Source organism: Amycolatopsis circi (genome assembly GCF_003385235.1).
GTDB classification, from domain to species: domain Bacteria; phylum Actinomycetota; class Actinomycetes; order Mycobacteriales; family Pseudonocardiaceae; genus Amycolatopsis; species Amycolatopsis circi.
This window is the reverse complement of record NZ_PQIA01000040.1, coordinates 1-16,056: the sequence shown is the minus strand read 5'-3', so window position 1 is coordinate 16,056 and position 16,056 is coordinate 1. Positions and strand designations below refer to the sequence as shown.

Here is a 16,056-nt window from a genome sequence, read left to right as displayed (position 1 = left end):
AAAATAAGTTGCCCCGGCTGTGCCGGGGCGCATAGCCTGCATAGGCACCCGGGCGAGAAGAAGGCCCGGTCTGGGGAAGAACACGACGGTTGCCGCTTCACGCGGCGCAGTCCGACAGAGAAAGGCGGTGCCGGTGAAATGATCAGCAATCTGATGCACACGATCCCTGGCGCCGGTCTGCCTGTCTGCACGACCGTCGCCGCCCCGCGCCAGGGCACCGGTGTGTCCACGTTCGCGCACATCGACGGAACGCGTCGTCACATTGACGGATTGCGTCGCATCGAGCGCAACGGGGCCCCGGCCGGCATCACTCTCGCGACCGCCGCCGTTGTTGCCGCGTACCCGCAGGTTGATGTCGATCTGCCGACCATCAAGCAGTTCCGTGTTCCGTTGTCGATACGGGAGCGAAGTACCTGACCTGCGTCAGGACTCAAGGCTCACGAAGGCCGCGGAACCGGTAACCCGGATCCGCGGCCTTCGTGTTTTTGTGGCTGCACAACAGAAGGAACAAGTTGTCCAGTTCGATCGCCCACCGCCACACCACCACCGAATCGCAAAGGAGCACGGACATGTCTTCCGCCATCGCCCTCGCCGAGGGCCCCTTAGCCGAAGGGTTCGACATCGGCGATCTGCTCGACGGGGTCGCCGAACCCGAACTCCCCTGCCGCTCGCGCGACGCGGACCTCTGGTTCGCCGAATCGCCCGCGGAACTCGAGCGGGCCAAGGCGTTCTGCGCCGGCTGCCCGGTCCGCGAGGCCTGCCTCGCGGGAGCACTCGCCCGGCGTGAGCCGTGGGGTGTCTGGGGAGGGGAGATCTTCGAGCGCGGCGCGGTGATCGCGCGCAAGCGGCCCCGTGGCCGTCCGCGCAAGAACGCCGCCCTCGAACCCGTCGCCGCAGCCCGGAGCGCCGCCGCATGACCGTCGACCTCATCACCACGCGCGATTTCGAGGCCCGCACCGGAAAACCGGTCCGCGTGCAGCCGAAACCCAAGCAGAACAAGTCTCAGGAGACCACGAAGATGTTGCTTCACGAAGAACTGTCCCGGGCGCGAATACGCGATCTGATAGCCGAACAAGAAATCCAACGACCATGGCGCCAAGCGCGAGCCGCGCGCCGCTGGTCGCGGGTAGCCCGCTGGGCGACCAACCGAGCGGAACGATTCCAACCACCCAATTAGCATGGTCCGGTCAGGTGGGGCGGGTCCGGCTTCGGCTGGCCCTGCCCCGACCGCTGACCTTTTGTTCGGGAGCCGATGCCCGATGCCGGGGTTGCCTCCAATCCTGGCTGGGCGCTGCCCTTTGTCCGGGTGGGTGCCCGTCGCCAGGATTGCCTCCAGTCCTGGCGACGGGTGCCGACCGTCCGGACGTTGATCCCGCCTCCGGCCGGGTTCTGCGCTGCCTGGCTCCTCTCGGGCGGCGCGGATTCGATCGGATCCCGTCGCCCGAGCACCAAGCTCCGAGCTGGGCGACCGGAAGTAGATCGGCCTGAATCGCCCGGCCCGACCAGTTCGGGCTGCATCGGCTCTCGCGGGAACGGGAGGCGAGTTGCCGCGCGAGACCCTTCGCCCAAGGGGAGGGGGGGCGCTCGCGCGACCGATTCCGTCGCGAGCCGGACTTACCGAAACGAGCCTGGAAGGTCCGTCGGGGGACCGTCCAGGCTCGTTCTCGTCCGGGAACCGCGGACGGGTGTTCAATGGCCCCGTGTCCGGACATACGCACGACCACATCGACTGGGCTGACCGGCTGGTCCTCCTCCGCGCAGCCGACGCCCTCGACGCTCCCGCGCAGGCCGCCATCGCAGCCCGCCTGGTCGAGAAGCTTCCCGCCAACCCGACAGTGATCGACCTGGGCTGCGGAGCCGGTGGCATGAGCACCCACTTCGCCCAAGCCCTGGCTGCCGCAAATGGCGGAACCATCGTCCTGGTCGACGCAACGCCCGAACTTCTCCACGAGGCCGAACGCGCCGTCCGCGCCGCCGTCGACGCAGCACAGCCAGCCGACGGCCTCGCGCCCGACGGAAACACCCAGCGTCCGGACGGCCGGTTCGCAACCGCCGGGGGCGCCGAGCCGACGGTCGAGGAGGGAAGTGCCGAGCGGTCGGGCGCCCGTCTCGCAGCATCCGGAGGCGCCGAGCCGACGGTCGAGGACGGAAACGCCGAGCCACCGGGCGCCCGTCTCGCAACAGTCGAGGGCATCGAGCCGACGGTCGAGGAGGGAAGTGCCGAGCGGTCGGGCGGTCAGCTCGCGACAGCCGAAGGCACCGCACCGACGGTCGAGGTGCGTGCAGTGGTCGCCGACCTCGCCGATGCCGCCTTGCCCGACTTGCTCCCCGCCGCGGATCTCGTATGGGCATCGCGCGTGGTGCATCATCTTCCGGACCAGCAGGCCGCGATCGGCACGCTTGCCGCTGTCGCGCGGGCTGGCGGAGTGGTCGCGCTCGCTGAGGGCGGGTTGTCTTTCTCTTGTCTCCCTTGGGATCTAGGAATCGGACGGCCCGGCCTGGAGGACCGTTTGCAAGCCGCGCAGGCTGAGTGGTTCGTAGGGATGCGCGAGGGCATCGACGGCTCCGTGCCAATGCCCTACGGCTGGACAGTCGCGCTCGAACGCGCCGGGCTCGCGGACGTCAGCTCGTTCAGCGCGTTGGTAGACCACCCCGCACCGGGCCCGGACGGTCTCGTTGGCTACGTGCACCACCACCTTTCCCGTCTCGCGACGCACGGTGCCGACCATCTCGCGGAAGAAGACCGCGCGACCTTGGCTTCTCTGCTCGATCCGGACAGTCCCCACTACCTCGGCAAACGCCACGATCTCTTCCTGCTCGGCGCACGCACCGTGCACCACGGACGCCGACCGTGACCGCGCCCGATCCGACGTGCTCCTGGTGCGGCCGAGCACGTTCCGCCGAAACCGACCCGCTCGCGACCTTGGCATGGGTCAGCACCAAGGAAAACGGCGGCGAGCGCTGGCTATGCCCGGACTGCGCGCGCAACCACGTCCGCGACATCGAAGGCAAGCTGCCGGACGAGTACTGGTAACAGCCGCACTCCGGTGTTGCGGCGGACGGTCAGCCCCGAAGGCCGGAAAGTTGTGCGGGGGCCTGTCGATCCCGGCGACTGTCGTTCGACGCGTAGTCAAAGACACCCACACGGGCTCAGCGACTCTCACCGGCTGCCAAGGCAAAGGACCTCCCATGACTGACCTGAACGCGGACCGCACCCGGCGCGCGATCGTCGACCACACCCAGCGCCTGGCGGCATCAGCCATCGCAGCCGGACCTGACGCCGCCGTGCCGACGGCGCCGAAGTGGAGCGTCGCCGACCTGGTCGCGCACGTGGGCCAGACCCAGCACTGGGTCGCGGAGACCATCGAGCGGCGCATCGCCGACCCCACGCAGTTGCCCACGGAGATGGCCACGCCACCTGCCGACCCCGGCGAGTGGCAGGCATGGCTGTCGGAGTCCGCACAGCGGGTCGCCAGTGCGTGCTCTGATGACGCGCTCGAAGCACCCGTGTTCAACGCCTCGGGAGACGCGCGGTCCGGGACGCAGTTCTGGATGTCCAGCATGCTCAACGAGGCCGTCGTCCACGGCTTCGACGCGGCCAACGCGGCGAACCAACCGCTCGATGTCGATGCCGACGTCGCAGCTGCGCTCATCACCAACCACCTCACGATGCTCACCTCCCCCACCTGGGAGATGCAGCGCCCCGCGTCCGCCCAAGCCATCCGAGGCACCGGGCAGACCTTGCAGTGGCTGGCCACCGACACTGCGGACGGTTCAGGCGCGTGGTTCGTCGAACGGCAGCCGGATGGTGCGACGTGGCAGCCCGCAACCCGCAAAGCCGACGTGACGGTGACCGGCCCGGCGCGATCACTGCTGCTGATCTTGACCCGACGGGTTCCGCTCACCGACCGCGAAACCACCAACATCAGCATCGACGGCGACACCGATCTCGCCCAGCACTGGCTCGACAGCACCGCCCACGCCAGCGACTGACCCGCCCGACCCCCGCCTCGACGCCTACGCAAACTTCGAAGATTCTCCGCGGACAGGTGAGGGAGAAGGAGCAGCCGCTGGCGGGAGTCGTGCCGGGAGTCGCGGCGGGTTACGCCGATGCAACCCACCGCCTCCCGCCAACGAGGTCCGATCGCACGTCACGACCATGCGACGTTCGGCGCGTTGAGAGCACACTGTCTTTGAGCGCTGGCGATAGCCCTGTTCCGCCCAAGGGCCTGTCCATCAGGTTCGGCTCATGCGGCATTTCCTGTCTTGTAGACCGCGCGCACTTTGGGGCGGGGTGTGCGCGTCGCGTGGCGGTAGGCGTTGAGGAGTTCTGTGCTCATTTCCTCCGGCGAATCGCGGAGTTGCCGTGGGGTGCAGCGAAACAGCACAGTGCCGGTCGCGGCTAGGGCGAGGTGGCTGAAATCTTCCGGGCCCGCTGCGGTGCGGTAGCGCCATGCCAGGCCGATTTCGTCCCACCACGCGTCTGCGGTGCCGAGTCGGCGGCCTCGGCGGTCGCAGACTGCGACGTTCCATTGCGGGGTGGGCAGCGGTGTTCGTTGGAGTACACGGAGCGCTTGTCCGTGCGCGAAGGTTTCTTGTTCGTCGAGGCTGCGCAGGACTGTGCGCACGGCTGCTGAACCGCGCTGATTTCCGTTGTCCAGTTCGGTCGTCAGTTCGGCTCGGTCCGCTAGGCCCCAATACAGCGGAAGCGAAACTAGCCTTGCGATCTCGTCCGGATCGTTTTCTCGCCGGGCGAGATCTAGCGCGGCGCGGGCAGCGCTTGCATAAGGCAGGCCGTCGATCGGGATTGCTTCGGGCATTCGGGCCGTGCGGTAGGTGATGACGCTCGGCTCGTTGGACGGCCTTCGGTTGTGTGGCACCAGCAGGTGGATCTCCGGAGTCCGCGGATGGCTGATTCCGTGTGCGCACAACGCATCTGTGCCCGTGATAACGGTTCCGGGACCGTACCGGGCAACGGCCGCGTGGAGGAGTTCTTCTCGGCTCGGCGGTTTGTCGTGCACGAGGTACACGCCGGAATACACCTGTCGCCACGGTCCGCCTGGGCCGGAAAGCTGTGCGGCTCTTCGATCTGAAATTCCCGCGACGCGCAGGTGTCGTCGGTGAAGAACTCCATGGGAAACCAGGTCACCGAAAGCGAGGGCGTCTGTGCTTGTCGTAGTCGTCATATATCGAGAATGACGCTTTGATCAACTGCGCGAAACCACTCTGCGCAATCTGTGGACAACTCGGGGTTACGCCACCACCTTGTGGATAACTCAGGCGGCGAACCCGGGTTGCCACCGTTCCACGATGCCGCGGGCCGGGATCTCGGCGTCGAGCTGGCAGAGGATGCCGGTCGAGCCTGCCGTGACGCGGTGGATCATCAGGTACTCCGGCGGGAGGTTCAGCGAGCGGCCGACGTGGAAGTCGTTGCTGCGGGAATCGCCGACGCGCCCCGCTTGCCGTTGCATCCAACGACGGGTGAAGTGGAACGTCGGCTCGGCCAGCGGCTCGGTGAACGGGGTTAGGTACGCCAGCACCTCGTCTGCTTCGAGCGACGAATCTGCGCGCACGAAACGGTTCTCGCGGAGCAACCGCATCAGCTCGTCGGAGTGGCCGTCCAAGGCGAGTCGCGTGATTTCCCCCAGGTGGCGTGGAATCCCGTTCGGCAGCTTCGCGACGCCGCCGAAGTCGATCACGCACAGCCTGCCGTCGCCGGTGAGCATGAAGTTGCCGGGGTGCGGGTCGGAGTGCAGCAGATGCGCCCGCGCCGGCGACGAGTAGTGGAACTCCGCGAGCAGGCGTCCAGCGAGGTTGCGAGTGGCTGGATCGCCGTCCGAGATGATCTTGGCGAGCGGGGTGCCGGTGGCCCATTCGCTGACCACGACCTTCGGCGCGCTCGCCACGACGCGCGGGATCAGGAACTCGGGGTCGCCCTCGAACGCCTTCGCGAACGCGCGTTGATTGTCGGCTTCGGCGAGGTAGTCGAGTTCCTCGTCCATCCGCTCGGCCAGCTCCGTGAGCAGCGGTTTCACGTCCGTGCCGGGGACGAAAGCTTGGAACAGCCTGCTGAACCGCTGCAACTGGCGCAGGTCGCTGCGCAGCGCCTCGTCCGCGCCCGGGTACTGGACCTTGACCGCGACCTCGCGACCGTCGTGCCAGGTCGCGCGGTGCACCTGGCCGATGCTCGCGGCGGCGGCCGGCTCGTCGTCGAAGTGCGAGAACCGTCCGACCCACGACCGTCCGAGCTGCTCAGCGAGCACGCGGTGGGTCTGCCGGGCAGGCATCGGCGGCGCGGCCGACTGCAGCTTCGTGAGCGCCTCCCGATACGGCTGCGCCATGTCGTCCGGCACCGCGGCCTCGAAGACACTCAGCGCCTGCCCGAACTTCATCGCGCCGCCCTTGAGCGTGCCCAGCACCTCGAACAGCTGCTCAGCGGCCTTGGCCGAGAGCGTCGCGCTCACCTGCTCAGCGCTCTGCCCCGCCAGCCGCTTGCCCCAGCCGCCCACGGCTCGTCCGGCGATGCCGAGCGGAAGGCTCGCCAGCTTCGCGGTGCGGGCGGCACCGCGACGCGGCATGGCGGAATCGCGGTCTCCGGTTCGGTCGCGAAAGTCGGTCACCCTGCGATTCTGCCTTGACGAGCGCGACGTCCGCAGCCTGCTGACGGCACCCAGGTGTGTGCTACGTCTCTTGCAGCACCTCCTGGGGAGCTTCCTCCGCCGGTGAGGGGCCTTCCTCGACGGGAACGGGCGCTCCACAGCCGCAGTCCGGATGTGGCTCCCAGCTCCGGCGGTGCACCTTTCCGTCGAAGTTGTCGATCTCAAGCGTGGCGTTCCAGGCCGGCGGTGGGGTTTCGCTCGGTGAGAGAAGCCGCATCGCCTGTGCGACGGCGAGCGAGGCGCACGCGTGGACGGCACCGAGATCAGCCCGCGGAATCCGGCCTACCAGCTGCGTCGCGATCCTTGGCCACGACAGGTCCGCGTCGGTCCGGTGCAGGTCACAGCAGCGGAGGCAGGCGCTGCGGCCAGGCACCACGAGCGGCCCGACGATGCCCGTGCCCTCGCAGACCCGGACCGGCAGGTGCGAGGTGGCCGAGTCGACCAGTTCGGCGACCTCTTCCGGCGGCGGGACGAGCGTGTCGGTGAGCAGCACGAGGTCGGGGAGACGTCGCTGGTTCCGGGCGGTGGTGACGTCGGGCGCGACCCGGGCGACGACGGTCCGGATCGCGCGCTGCCGGGGTTGGCCCAGCTCAGCGGGGGTGAACCCGGAACCGAGATCGGCTTCGCTGACCCTGCCGGACGCACGGATGTCGAGGTGCCCGACGCCGGACGCCGCGAGCAGCGCGGCGACTGCCACAGCGATCCGCCCGCTGCCGTGGACCGCGATGAGGCTCTGCCAGCGCCGATCCGTGAGCGCTGGTTGGTAGTGCCGGGCGCGCAGCGACCACAAACCGGTCTCGACCCGTTTCGCGTTCTTCTTCGCCGCTTCGGTAACCAAACCGAGAGCGGCCAGCTGTTTGAGCAGCAGATGGAACTGGTCCCGATGTTCGCCTACAGCGAGCAGGACGTCCTCGAGCCCGCGCCGTCCGTCGAGCCTGCGGACGCTGTCGACGATCGGCGTGGGCAGGCCGTTGGCGATGATGCCGTGGCGAGGGTCGAGGCCGAACTGAATCTCGCCGCCGTCGCGTTCGAGCACGTGGATGCCCGGAAGCAACGTCGGATACGCCGGGAGGAGCACGTCCGGCGGCGGAACACTGGACAGGGTCATGCGGTCAGCTTGGCAGCTCCGGAACTCCACTCGCGGGTGAGAAGCTGAGTTGTCCACAGGGAAATCTACTTGTGGACAACTCAGGGCTGTGACCTTTCGGCGCTCCAAGTTGTCGGTGCGGAGCCTTACCGTTGTCGAGTGGTCGAAGCACGGATGCCCTCACTGAGAGGCAGGGGCGAGAACGCCCCGTCGGACACTTCTCAACACAAGGTCGAGGTGCGGCGCAGCCAGCGCAGGCACCGGACGGTCACCGCCTACTGGAACGAGGACACCCTGGTGGTCCTCATCCCGGCACGGATGACCCGCGAGGAAGAGAAACACTGGGTCGCGGAGATGGAGCGCAGGCTGCTGCGCTCGGGAGGGCGGAAGGCAGCGCCGCCCAAGTCGTCGGACGCGGCGTTGCTGACGCGCTGCGCCCTGCTCGGGGCGAAGTACCTGGACGGGAAAGCGCTGCCGGCCAGCGTGCGGTGGGTGCCGCCGATGCGCACGAGGTGGGCGTCGTGCACGCCGGTGGACGCGACCATCCGGGTCAGCGATCGGCTCCAGCGGGTGCCGCAATGGGTGCTGGACTACGTGCTGATCCACGAGCTGGCGCACCTGAAGGAGCCGGGGCACGACGCGGCGTTCTGGGCGCTGGTCAACCGGTATCCGAAGACGGAACGGGCGATCGGGTACCTGGAGGGGCTTTCGGCGGCGGCCGGGTGGGGGATTTCTTTGGAGGACTGAGCGGGCGGCCGGGTGCGGTTGCGTTGGGAGGGGTGGAGAGCTGGTGAGCGGCGGGTCGCGGTCGCGGAGGGTCTGGAGGGCTGGCGGCAGGGCGGAGTTCGTGGTCAGCCGTGGTTGAGGGAGGGATTTCGGAGGAAGGGCTGGGCGAACGGCTGGTTGTGGCTGGGAGATGGCCGGACGGCCGGGGTGGGGGTTCGCGATAGTGCGGCAGTGGCCAGGTGCGCCTGCGAGCGAGCTGGAGAAGGGCTGAGCTGGCCGCCAATCGCGGCTGGCACGGCCGAGAGAGTGGAGGCGGTTGGCTGCGGTTGACGAGGAGTCTTGGAGGGATTTGGCGCACGGGTTGCCGAGGGCCTCGGCGGCCCGGCCCGGCGCGGCGTGGCCCGGCTCAGCCCGGCTCAGCCTGGCTCGGCGTGGCCTGGCTCGGCGTGGCCTGGCTCGGCGTGGCCTGGCTCGGCCCGGCCTGGCTCGGCTCGGCCCGGCCCGGCCCGGCTTGGCCTGGCTTGGCCCGGCTCGGCGCGACGGGTTCGGGTTCGGCCGACGGCGATCGGGTACCTGGGGTAAGTCGGCGGCACCGGTTCGAGCCGTGCCGGGGGAGTGAGGAGGCTCGAGGCGTCGAGTTCTTGGCTGCCGCCTAGACCGCCGTGGTCGGTGGTGCGGAGAGACCAGCGAGGCAGGGCCCGAGCGTTGCGTGCGGAGCGGCGTGCTGGCCGTGCAAACGCCGCGCGGACCGTCTCAACCAGGTGAGACGGTCCGCGCGGTGGGTCTGGACGGCGGCGTAGCCAGATCGCAAGAGCAGAGGCGGCCCTAGGAAGGCGAGTTCCCCTCGTCCTTCGGGGTCTCGTCGCCCTTGCCGCCGGCGTCGGAGTCCTTAGCCTCGCCGCCCTCGCCGCCCTCGGCGGCTGACTTCGCCTCGCGGGCCTCGCGCTCCGCCTTCTCCGTGCGTTCCAGTTCGGCGATCGGATCAAGATCAGACGCGAGAGCGGGCGGCTCGGCCATGCGGTCGGCGAAGTCCAGGGGCTCGTCCAGGTCTTCGGCGGTCGGCATGAGGTCGGGGTGGGACCAGAGGCCGTCGCGCTTTTCCAGGCCGTGGCGTTCTCCGACGAGGTTCCACAGGGACGACGCGGCGCGCATCCGGCGCGGGCGCAGTTCGAGACCCACCAGGGTCGCGAAGGTCTGCTCCGCGGGGCCGCCGGTCGCGCGGCGGCGGCGCAGCGTTTCGCGCAGGGCCTCGGCTCCCGGCAGACGGTCGCCGATGGCCTCGGCCACCACCACGTCCACCCAGCCTTCCACCAGCGCCAGCAGGGTTTCCAGGCGCTTCAAGGCCGCCTGCTGTTCGGGGGTGGTCTGCGGTTCCAGCAGACCGGACGACATCGCTTCCTCGATGCTCGCCGGGTTCGCCGGGTCGATGCTTCCGGCAAGGGACTCCAGCGCGGAGGTGTCGACGGTGATCCCGCGCGCGAACTCCTCGACCGTCGCCAGCAGACGCTGCCGCAGCCACGGCACGTGCGCGAACAGGCGCTGGTGCGCGGCCTCGCGCGCGGCCAGGAAGACCAGCACCTCGCTGGCCGGCAGCTCCAAGCCTTCAGTGAACTTCTCGATGTTCGCCGGCAGCAGCGCCGACGTGGTGGCCTCGCCGAGCGGCAGGCCGACCTCGGTCGACGTGAGCACTTCCTGCGCGAGCTGCGCCAGCGCGTTGCCGAGCTGGGACCCGAACGCCATCCCGCCCATCTGGCCCATCATCGACAGCAGCGGCCCGGCCGCCTGCTTGGCCTCCTCGGGCAGCGCCTGCATCCACGCGCCGGACACCTGCTGCGCCACCGGATCGCACAGCCGCTGCCAGGTCGGCAGCGTCTTCTCGACCCAGGTGCGCGCCGACCACGACACGGTGGTGCTCGCGCCCGCGGGGAGGATCGTCGCCGCGTCGAGCCACAGTTCCGCCAGGTGCGCGGCGTCGCGCACGGCCGTGGCGGAGTCGTCGTCGGAGCTGAAGCCGATCTTGGCGTCGTCCCGCCCGCTCAGGTTTTGGAGTGCGATCTGCTTCGCCAGGTCGTAGTTGACCGGCCCGCTCGACGAGCCCGCCTGGCTCAGCATCTGGCCCAGCTGGCTCAGCATCTGCCCGAGCTGGTTGAACGCCTCGGCTCCGCCGGGCTGGCCCGGGTTCGAGGGGTCGTTGTCGCCTCGCTTGTCGGGATCGGGCGGTCCGAAGCCGAACGGGGGATTGCTCATAGCTCCACCGTACGCGGGTACGACCCGGCTCAGCGCGTCAACCGTGGCCTTCACCGGGAAGCGAACACAGTCACCGTACGCTGTCGCTCGTGACAAAACCGGACGAGGACACCGCGAACCAGTCCCGCCGCGCCGAGCCGTCGCGCGCGCCGGCCCGCAGCGACCGGCGGATGACCCGCCGCGGATGGACGATGCTGGTCAGCGGCGTGCTGTTCCTGGTGTTCGTCGTGGCCGGGTTCCTGGTCCAGGTGCCGTATGTCGCGATCAGCCCCGGGCCCACCTACGACACCCTCGGCCGCGACGCCGCGGGCAACCCGGTGATCCAGGTCAAGGGACAGCAGACCTACGGCACCAGCGGCGAACTGCGGATGACCACCGTCTCGCTCAACGACGGCATCAACCTCTTCACCGCGCTCGGCCTCTGGGCCAGCGGCCGCTACGCGCTCGCGCCGCGCGAGGAGTACTACAAGCCCGGCGAGACCAACGAGCAGGTCAAGCAGGAGAACATCCAGCAGCTGCAGAACTCGCAGAGCAACGCGCAGGTCGCCGCGCTGCGCCACCTCGGCTATCCGGTGCAGGTCGTCGCGAAGCAGATCGTGTCCGGCAGTCCGGCCGACCACATTCTCGCCCCCGGCGACAAGCTCGTCGCGGTCAACGGCAAGCAGGTTCACGAGGCCGCCGAGGTCGCCGCCTCGATCGCCAACACCAAGCCGGGCGACTCCGTCCCGGTCACCTTCCAGCACCTCGGCCAGCCGGAACGCACCGTGCCGGTCACGCTCGCCCAGCGCGACGACCGCACCCAGGGCTTCCTCGGGCTGACCGCCGTCGACCGCGCGGTCGCGCCGTTCTCCGTCGACATCTCGCTGCAGGACGTCGGCGGCCCGTCGGCCGGGCTGATGTTCACTCTCGCGATCATCGACCGGCTCACCCCGCCCGGGAAACCGGGCAACGACCTCGCCGGCGGCAGGCACATCGCGGGCACCGGCGAGATCAGCGAGACCGGCCAGGTCGGGCCGATCGGCGGGATCTCGTTCAAGGTCGTCGGCGCGAAGGAAGCGGGCGCGACCGACTTCCTCGTTCCCGAGCACAACTGCGCCGAGGCCAAATCGGCCGCGCCGGAAGGGCTCAACCTCATCAAGGTGTCGACGCTGGACGACGCGCTCAAGCAGCTGGACAACCTGAAGGCCGGTCGCCCGACGGCGCACTGCTGACGGCACGCAAAAGGTCCGTGAAGGACTCCTTGAGGGAATCAAATTCCCTCAAGGAGTCCTTCACGGACCTTGCCGGGCGGGAGAGCCGCAGCAGCTGATCAGGGCTGCAAGGTGGTCTTCAACGCGTCCACCAGGTTCGGCGCGAGATCCGGGCTTTCCACCAGTTCGTCGACCGCGTTCTCGTCCTCGTCGCCCGGCTGGACGCCGCGCAGCCGCATCACGCAGGCCGTGTCGCCTTCGCGCAGGACGGCGGCCACGAGACGCGCCTCGGTGCGGCGCGGGTGGTCCGCGGCGGCGCGGCGGAGGCTTTCGGCGTCCGCCTCGGCGATTCCTTCGAGTTCCGCCTCGACGTCCGGGGGCAGCACGATGATTTCCTGCGCCAGCGCGCATCCGACCACGATGTCCGGCCACGCGATCCGGCCGAGCGATTCGGCGAGATCGCCGTCCGGCAGCGCCTCCTGGGCCACCGGGGTCAGCGGGTTCGCGCGGTCGAGCTGACCGGCCAGCTCGGGCTGTTCGTCCAGCAGCGCCGCGGTCGGCACCAGCGCGAACAACTGCGGCGGCTGGTTCCAGCCCGCGGCGGCGACGAACTCTTCGACTTCCCGGGCCAGCCCGGCGACAGGGTGGGCGGCAGACGGCTCACTCGGTGGCATGGCGACCATCGTGTCAGGCGTCCCCGCGCCGCGCCGCGCGTGCCCGGTTTGGGCGGTCCCGGGAACTCGCGGCACCATCCGTAGAGTTAGAGGTCACGGGGACACAGCTGTCCCCGGCGAACGTGTTCACGAAGACAGGAGCATTGCCGTGGCGACTCGGCCCCCGGTGAGCCTGAAGCTGTCCCGGCGCAGCCGGATCCTTCTCATCATCGCCGCGGTGATCGTGCTGGCCTTGCTGGCCGGCGTCCGGTTGCTCGACACCTACGTGGACTGGCTGTGGTTCGGCGAACTGCAGGCGCGTTCGGTGTTCACCACGCAGCTGGTCACCCGCATCGTGCTCTTCCTCGCGGTAGGGCTGCTGGTCGGCGGGGCGCTGGCGGTCAGCCTGCTGATCGCCTACCGCACGCGCCCGGTGTTCGTGCCGGTGTCCGGCCGCGACGACCCGCTGTCGCGCTACCGCTCGGTGATCGTCAGCCGGATCCGGCTGTTCGGCATCGGCATCCCGGTGCTCACCGGCGTCATCTCCGGCGCGTCGGCGACCGGGGACTGGCAGACGATCCAGCTGTTCCTCAACGGCACCTCGTTCGGACAGAAGGATCCCGAGTTCGGCATCGACCTCGGTTTCTACGCCTTCACCCTGCCGTTCGTGAACTGGCTGCTCGGCTGGCTGTTCGTCACGATCGTCATCTCGTTCTTCGGCGCGCTGATCGCGCACTACATCTTCGGCGGCATCCGGCTCGCCGGCCGCGGCGGACAGCTGGCAGGCCCGACGCGCGCGCAGCTCGCCATCCTCGTCGGGCTTTTCGTGCTGCTGAAGGCGGTCGAGTACTTCTTCGACCGGTACAACCTGCTGCTGTCCGACCGGAACATGCCGCTGTTCAACGGAGCCACCTACACCGACCTCAACGCGGTGCTGCCGGCGAAGCTGATCCTGCTGTGCATTTCGGTGATCTGCGCGATCGCGTTCTTCGCGGGCGCGTTCCTGCGGAATCTGCAGCTGCCGGCGATTTCGCTCGTCCTGCTGATCCTCTCCGGCGTGCTGGTCGGCGTCGCCTGGCCGGCGATTCTCGACCAGTTCTCGGTCAAGCCGAACGCCAACGAGAAGGAAGCGCCGTCGATCCAGCGCAACATGGACGCGACGCGCGCGGCATACGGCCTCACCAACGTGAAGTACGAGCAGTACCCGGGCAAGACCGAAACCACGGCGGACGCGGTGAAAGCCGACACCGGCACGGTGTCCAACATCCGCCTGCTCGACCCGAACATCCTCAGCGACACCTTCACCCAGCGCGTCGGCCGCGAGAACTTCTACGGTTTCCCGTCGAAACTGGACATCGACCGGTACACCATCGGCGGCACCACGCAGGACTACATCGTGGCCGCCAAGGAAATGAAGACCGACGGGCTCAGCGGCAACCAGGCCAACTGGATCAACAAGCACATGGTCTACACGCACGGCAACGGATTCGTGGCCGCGCCCGCCAACACGATCGACCGTGCGGTGAAGGATTCGAACTCCGACGGCGGCTACCCGATCGCGACCACGAGCGACACCACCAACCCCTCCGGCGCGGGCTCGGTGAACGGCCAGCCGGGGATCAAGGTCGACCAGCCGCGGATCTACTACGGCGAGCTGACCAACCAGTCCGACTACGCGATCGTCGGCGGCACCCCGGGCAAGGCTCCCGGCGAGTACGACACCGCCTCCCAACGCGGCTACCTCTACCAGGGCAAGGGCGGCGTCTCGCTCGACAACTGGTTCAACCGGCTGATGTTCGCCGCCGAATACCGCGAGCCGAAGATCCTCTTCTCCGACGCCATCGGCGACGGCTCGAAGATCATGTACAACCGCGAACCGCGCGACCGCGTCGCCAAGGTCGCCCCGTGGCTCACCCTCGACGGCGATCCGTACCCCGCGGTGGTCAACGGCCGCATCCAGTGGATCGTCGACGGCTACACGACGCTCGACAACTACCCGTACGCCCAGCAGACACAGCTCGGCGAAGCGACCAACGACTCGCTCAACGGCGTCACCAAACAGGCGAACAACTCGATCAATTACATCCGCAACTCGGTGAAGGCGACCGTCGACGCGTTCGACGGCACCGTCAACCTGTACTCGATCGACGACAACGAACCCGTCCTCAAGGCGTGGGAGAACGTCTTCCCCGGCGTCGTGAAGCCCAGCTCGGCGATTTCGCCGGAACTGCGCTCGCACTTCCGCTACCCCGAGGACCTGTTCAAGATCCAGCGCGAACTGCTCGCCCGCTACCACGTGGACAGCCCGCAGGAGTTCTACGCGCAGCAAGCGTTCTGGAGCGTCCCGCAGGACCCGACCGAGGACGGCAGTTCCACCACGGCCGGCGCGAACGTCGCCAACCAGCCCGGGTATTACGTCCTCGCCAACGCGGCGGGCGAAGGCAGGCCGACGTTCCAGCTGACCAGTGCGCTCACCGGTCTGCAACGGCAATACCTCTCCGCCTGGATGTCCGTCTCGTCCGATCCGCAGGACTACGGAGCCATCCGCGTCCTGCGACTGCCGCCGGCCAGCGGAGCGAATCAGGTCGACGGGCCCGTCCAGGTGCAAAACCGGTTCCAGAGCGACCTCCGCGTCGCCCAAGACCGGACCTTGCTGAACAACCCCAACATCATTCCCATTTACGGCAACCTGATCACGCTGCCGGTAGCCGACGGGTTCCTGTACGTCGAACCGGTCTACATCCGCCAGCGCAACCAGCTCAGCTACCCGCAGCTGGCGCGCGTGCTCGTCTCCTACGGATCAAAGATCGGCTTCGCGTCCACCCTCAACGAGGCACTGGAACAGGTGTTCGGCAAGGGAGCCGGCACGGCCGCCACGACGCCCAAGGAAGGCGACTCCGGCACCACGCCGACCCCGCCGACATCCACCACCCCCGTGCCGCCGCCCAGCACCGGCGGCAGCAACCCGGCCATGGACAAAGCGGTCTCCGACATCCAAGCCGCGCTCGCCAAAATGAAGGCAGCACAGCAATCCGGCAACTTCGCCGACTACGGCGCCGGGATGCAAGCGCTCGACGCGGCCACCAAGGAGTACTACGCCGCCAAACCGACCACCCCGCCCGCCTCCAGCGGGCCGCCGTCCCAGCCCGGCGGGTGACGTCGGTTACGTAATAGGCACCTGCTTTGCGCCCGCAGGAAACCAGGGCGTAAGGTAGGTCCTACGACGCGGGGTGGAGCAGCTCGGTAGCTCGCTGGGCTCATAACCCAGAGGTCGCAGGTTCAAATCCTGTCCCCGCTACAGAGATGGGAGACCCATCCTCGCACAAAGCGCGAGGGTGGGTCTCTTTCGTTGTTGTCTCTGGGGGTCGAACCCCCAGACCCCCGCCAGGGGGCGAGCCCCCTGGACCCCCGGTTGGGGCGCGTGGGGGTTGTTCCTCGCCTTTGTTTTGGCTCGTCGGGGTTGCCGTTGCTCGCGGAGCGAGCTTGGCTCGTGT

Annotated in this window: 14 protein-coding genes and 1 tRNA gene; 10 read left to right on the top strand and 5 right to left on the bottom strand. The window is 68.6% G+C overall.

All coding sequences use genetic code 11. From position 1 onward, the window contains the following. The first annotated feature begins 138 nt into the window (after positions 1-138). The 6 genes from D0D37_RS19045 (at position 139) to D0D37_RS19020 (ending at position 3,993) form a co-directional block, all read left to right on the top strand. Positions 139-417 (top strand): hypothetical protein, encoded by a 279-nt coding sequence (locus D0D37_RS19045; protein ID WP_116201906.1) that lies wholly within the window; start codon positions 139-141, stop codon positions 415-417. A 152-nt stretch (positions 418-569) separates the two neighbouring features. Further along, the gene (locus D0D37_RS19040) at positions 570-917 is read left to right on the top strand and encodes a WhiB family transcriptional regulator (RefSeq protein WP_116201905.1); all 348 of its coding nucleotides are present in this window, start codon (positions 570-572) and stop codon (positions 915-917) included. Next, positions 914-1,177 (top strand): hypothetical protein, encoded by a 264-nt coding sequence (locus D0D37_RS19035; protein ID WP_116201904.1) that lies wholly within the window; start codon positions 914-916, stop codon positions 1,175-1,177. The genes D0D37_RS19040 and D0D37_RS19035 overlap by 4 nt, the downstream gene beginning before the upstream one ends. A 523-nt stretch (positions 1,178-1,700) precedes the next feature. Next, a complete protein-coding gene (locus D0D37_RS19030; RefSeq protein ID WP_162834315.1) occupies positions 1,701-2,855 on the top strand; it encodes a methyltransferase domain-containing protein in 1,155 nt (384 codons plus the stop codon). Then, the gene (locus D0D37_RS19025) at positions 2,852-3,034 is read left to right on the top strand and encodes a hypothetical protein (protein WP_116201902.1); all 183 of its coding nucleotides are present in this window, start codon (positions 2,852-2,854) and stop codon (positions 3,032-3,034) included. The genes D0D37_RS19030 and D0D37_RS19025 overlap by 4 nt, the downstream gene beginning before the upstream one ends. A 155-nt stretch (positions 3,035-3,189) precedes the next feature. After that, complete coding sequence (locus D0D37_RS19020) at positions 3,190-3,993, top strand: maleylpyruvate isomerase family mycothiol-dependent enzyme (RefSeq protein ID WP_116201901.1); 804 nt, start codon at positions 3,190-3,192, stop codon at positions 3,991-3,993. 254 nt (positions 3,994-4,247) lie between these two features. On the opposite strand, the gene D0D37_RS19015 is transcribed toward D0D37_RS19020, so the two are convergent. The 3 genes from D0D37_RS19015 to D0D37_RS19005 form a co-directional block, all read right to left on the bottom strand. Then, on the bottom strand, positions 4,248-5,042 hold the full coding sequence (locus tag D0D37_RS19015) for a hypothetical protein (protein WP_425266952.1): 795 nt from the start codon (positions 5,040-5,042) through the stop codon (positions 4,248-4,250). Between the two features lie 234 nt (positions 5,043-5,276). Then, positions 5,277-6,578: an ABC1 kinase family protein gene (locus D0D37_RS19010; RefSeq protein WP_425266954.1), complete on the bottom strand. Its 1,302-nt coding sequence runs from the start codon at positions 6,576-6,578 to the stop codon at positions 5,277-5,279. A 103-nt stretch (positions 6,579-6,681) separates the two neighbouring features. After that, entirely contained in the window at positions 6,682-7,767 is a 1,086-nt protein-coding gene (locus D0D37_RS19005; protein ID WP_162834314.1) for a ThiF family adenylyltransferase, read from the bottom strand. A 216-nt stretch (positions 7,768-7,983) separates the two neighbouring features. On the opposite strand from D0D37_RS19005, the gene D0D37_RS19000 reads away from it, so the two are divergent. Beyond that, on the top strand, positions 7,984-8,493 hold the full coding sequence (locus tag D0D37_RS19000) for a M48 metallopeptidase family protein (protein WP_116201897.1): 510 nt from the start codon (positions 7,984-7,986) through the stop codon (positions 8,491-8,493). A gap of 804 nt (positions 8,494-9,297) precedes the next feature. Here the strand turns inward: D0D37_RS19000 and D0D37_RS18990 are convergent. After that, entirely contained in the window at positions 9,298-10,719 is a 1,422-nt protein-coding gene (locus D0D37_RS18990; RefSeq protein WP_162834313.1) for a zinc-dependent metalloprotease, read from the bottom strand. Between the two features lie 191 nt (positions 10,720-10,910). Here D0D37_RS18990 and D0D37_RS18985 point away from each other — a divergent pair, with 191 nt between their 5' ends. Next, the gene (locus D0D37_RS18985) at positions 10,911-11,930 is read left to right on the top strand and encodes a YlbL family protein (RefSeq protein ID WP_116201948.1); all 1,020 of its coding nucleotides are present in this window, start codon (positions 10,911-10,913) and stop codon (positions 11,928-11,930) included. Positions 11,931-12,028: 98 nt separating this feature from the next. On the opposite strand, the gene D0D37_RS18980 is transcribed toward D0D37_RS18985, so the two are convergent. Continuing rightward, the gene (locus D0D37_RS18980; protein WP_116201894.1) at positions 12,029-12,583 is read right to left on the bottom strand and encodes a PPA1309 family protein; all 555 of its coding nucleotides are present in this window, start codon (positions 12,581-12,583) and stop codon (positions 12,029-12,031) included. A 166-nt stretch (positions 12,584-12,749) separates the two neighbouring features. Between D0D37_RS18980 and D0D37_RS18975 the strand changes: the two genes are divergently transcribed. Beyond that, positions 12,750-15,719, top strand: a complete 2,970-nt coding sequence (locus tag D0D37_RS18975) for a UPF0182 family protein (RefSeq protein WP_208720037.1) — start codon at positions 12,750-12,752, stop codon at positions 15,717-15,719. Between the two features lie 67 nt (positions 15,720-15,786). Beyond that, positions 15,787-15,860 (top strand) — tRNA-Met (locus D0D37_RS18970). Positions 15,861-16,056: the final 196 nt, after the last annotated feature.

Bases quoted from the DNA above. Each gene is read 5' to 3' on its own strand.
- D0D37_RS19040 (WP_116201905.1), top strand. From the start codon at position 570: ATGTCTTCCGCCATCGCCCTCGCCGAGGGCCCCTTAGCCGAAGGGTTC.
- D0D37_RS18985 (WP_116201948.1), top strand. From the start codon at position 10,911: ATGCTGGTCAGCGGCGTGCTGTTCCTGGTGTTCGTCGTGGCCGGGTTC.
- D0D37_RS19005 (WP_162834314.1), bottom strand. From the start codon at position 7,767: ATGACCCTGTCCAGTGTTCCGCCGCCGGACGTGCTCCTCCCGGCGTAT.
- D0D37_RS18990 (WP_162834313.1), bottom strand. From the start codon at position 10,719: ATGAGCAATCCCCCGTTCGGCTTCGGACCGCCCGATCCCGACAAGCGA.
- D0D37_RS19045 (WP_116201906.1), top strand. From the start codon at position 139: ATGATCAGCAATCTGATGCACACGATCCCTGGCGCCGGTCTGCCTGTC.
- D0D37_RS19035 (WP_116201904.1), top strand. From the start codon at position 914: ATGACCGTCGACCTCATCACCACGCGCGATTTCGAGGCCCGCACCGGA.
- D0D37_RS19010 (WP_425266954.1), bottom strand. From the start codon at position 6,578: ATGCCGCGTCGCGGTGCCGCCCGCACCGCGAAGCTGGCGAGCCTTCCG.
- D0D37_RS19020 (WP_116201901.1), top strand. From the start codon at position 3,190: ATGACTGACCTGAACGCGGACCGCACCCGGCGCGCGATCGTCGACCAC.
- D0D37_RS18980 (WP_116201894.1), bottom strand. From the start codon at position 12,583: ATGCCACCGAGTGAGCCGTCTGCCGCCCACCCTGTCGCCGGGCTGGCC.